3 protein-coding genes and 1 pseudogene are annotated in these 2261 nt (G+C 32.3%); all 4 read right to left on the minus strand.

What is annotated here, in order from left to right:
* Positions 1-64: 64 nt before the first annotated feature.
* A complete protein-coding gene (locus tag AC30RD_RS06180; RefSeq protein WP_489493492.1) occupies positions 65-520 on the minus strand; it encodes a hypothetical protein in 456 nt (151 codons plus the stop codon).
* 9 nt (positions 521-529) lie between these two features.
* Entirely contained in the window at positions 530-1105 is a 576-nt protein-coding gene (locus AC30RD_RS06185; protein ID WP_489493493.1) for an aminotransferase class IV family protein, read from the minus strand.
* A gap of 13 nt (positions 1106-1118) precedes the next feature.
* Complete coding sequence (gene cysK / locus AC30RD_RS06190; RefSeq protein WP_489493494.1) at positions 1119-2033, minus strand: cysteine synthase A; 915 nt, start codon at positions 2031-2033, stop codon at positions 1119-1121.
* Positions 2034-2069: 36 nt separating this feature from the next.
* A pseudogene (locus tag AC30RD_RS06195) lies at positions 2070-2261 on the minus strand (apolipoprotein N-acyltransferase); the annotation flags it as partial.

The following is a 2261-nucleotide window of genomic DNA, read 5'->3' on the forward strand; positions in this document are numbered from 1 at the left end:
CGAGGACAAAATCGCAAAGCTTTCGCTCAATTTGTAATTTTTCAGAGGGTTCAATTCCCCATATCTAATTTTTCTTCTTTTTCTTAAGGAGTTTTTGGTTTTCTGGATTTGATAACAAAGCCTCCATTGAGGTTTTTATACCCTCATCATTTTTTGGCTTTTTTAAAGTAGCCGTTAGATTTATAAATATGGGAGTTTCATCTACTATAATTTGTAAAATAGAATTTATCGGGATGCTAACTACGCTGCCAATGTTTTTTGCTCCAAAACCGGCTTCAAATATTAGTTTGTTATTTTCTATACGGGCGCTCTCAAGAGTATAGTTGACTATTAGAAAAAAAGTAAATTCGCTAAAAGAGGATTTTATATCATCGGGTAGATCTGGGTTAAAACTTATATTTTTGGTATCGGCCAAAACTCCAAAGGGCTCATCTCTTTCTAAAAAGAATTTTAAAATATCATTAGCATGATTTTTCATTATTGCTTCAAACTCTTCATTTTGCAATATATCGTATAGCATTTTTCCCCTTTATTCTATTATTATACCCTCTTCAATTATATAAAAGCCAATCATTGCGTTCATTAGGGCAATTTTTTTAAACTTTTTTATCTGATCAACTCTTATATCCTCTTCAAAAATTATCTTTTTATAAAGAAGATTTTCTCTCATAGTTCCTTTTAAGAGAGGTTTTTTGGGCGTTATCCACCTTTTTGTATCAAAAAAAGCGATATTTGCTATTGAAGTGTCGGTAATTAGAGAGTTTTTAACTATAATGATCTCGTCAGCTTTCCCTTTTTCCTCAAAAAGAGCATCCAATTTTTCTCTATTTAAATATTTGTAACTATACTCGATATCCGATTGGATAAGCTTGAAAGATTTTATTTTTCTTTTTTGATATGGGTAATATTTTATATCTAAAATTTTTTTATCATATATAACTTTGCATCTATATAGACCCCTTTTTGGAGGATCTATAAAATTTTTCAAATCTATTTGCGAATCTATAAAAAAATTTTCTTTTATAGTTTTATTTAATCTTTTGTTATGATAATCGATATTAAATATTTTGCCCTCATCTATTTTTATTGTCTCAAAAAATTTCATATTTTTATTTACCTTACGAAAATAGTTCGGTGCTAAGATATCTCTCAGCGGTATCGCAAAGGAGAGTGACTATATTTTTACCTGGATTTTTTTGTGCAATTTTACATGAAGCAGCAACGTTTGCACCGCTTGAGATTCCAACCAAAAGTCCCTCTTCCTTTGCCAAAAATCTACTCATCTCAAAAGCCTCTTCATCGTCGATCAAGATAATTTCTCCGATAATTTTCATATTTAATATTTTTGGCACGAAACCCGCTCCTATGCCTTGGATCTTATGGGCTCCAGGAGAGCCTCCACTTAGAACGGGGCTTTTTTTTGGCTCAACCGCGTATATTTTAACATCTTTAACTCTCTCTTTTAAAACCTCCCCTATACCGCTTATGCTTCCTCCCGTTCCAACTCCGGCTACGAAGCAGTCTATTTTATTGTCTAAGTCTTTTAAAATTTCCAAAGCGGTTGTCATTTTGTGGCTTTTGGGATTGTTTTTGTTTTCAAACTGGTTTGGCATAAAAGAGTTTGGAATCTTTTCTAATAACTCATATGCTCTATCCACTGCTCCTTTCATCCCGAGATTTGCAGGAGTCAATTCGATCTTTGCGCCTAAAAATTTCAAAAGTTTTCTTCTCTCAAGGCTCATAGATTCTGGCATTGTCAAAATAAGATCTATTTTTAATTTCGCGCAAATTGCCGCAAGGGCTATTCCGGTATTGCCGCTTGTAGGCTCTATTATGGTGCTGTTTTTATCGATCAATTTTTTTTCAAGAGCATCTTTTATCATAAAGTATGCTGGTCTATCTTTTACAGAGCTTGTTGGATTTAAAAATTCGCATTTTCCGTAAATATTTGCATTATATTTTTTGGACAACGACTCTATTTTTATTAATGGGGTATTGCCTATTAGTTCGATTATGGAATTTTTTATATTCATTTTCTTCCCTATGAGAGTTTTACCAACTTTCAAATATTACCAAATAACATCGGTTTTTGCAATATTGCATGAGTGAAAAACCACCATATTATGAAGCTTTGCGTAATATTTAATTATAAGATTTTGTAATATTGGTTCAATTGAGGGGACAAACCAGGCGTTGTTGCTAATAGCGATCATATATTTTGGAGCGTTTTTATATAAAAGAGGATGGGTTGCCTCATAACA

It is taken from the genome of Nitrosophilus sp., from assembly GCF_982775275.1.

Excerpts from the sequence above, each read along its gene's own strand:
- AC30RD_RS06185 (WP_489493493.1), bottom strand. The coding sequence starts at position 1,105 with ATGAAATTTTTTGAGACAATAAAAATAGATGAGGGCAAAATATTTAAT.
- AC30RD_RS06180 (WP_489493492.1), bottom strand. The coding sequence starts at position 520 with ATGCTATACGATATATTGCAAAATGAAGAGTTTGAAGCAATAATGAAA.
- cysK (WP_489493494.1), bottom strand. The coding sequence starts at position 2,033 with ATGAATATAAAAAATTCCATAATCGAACTAATAGGCAATACCCCATTA.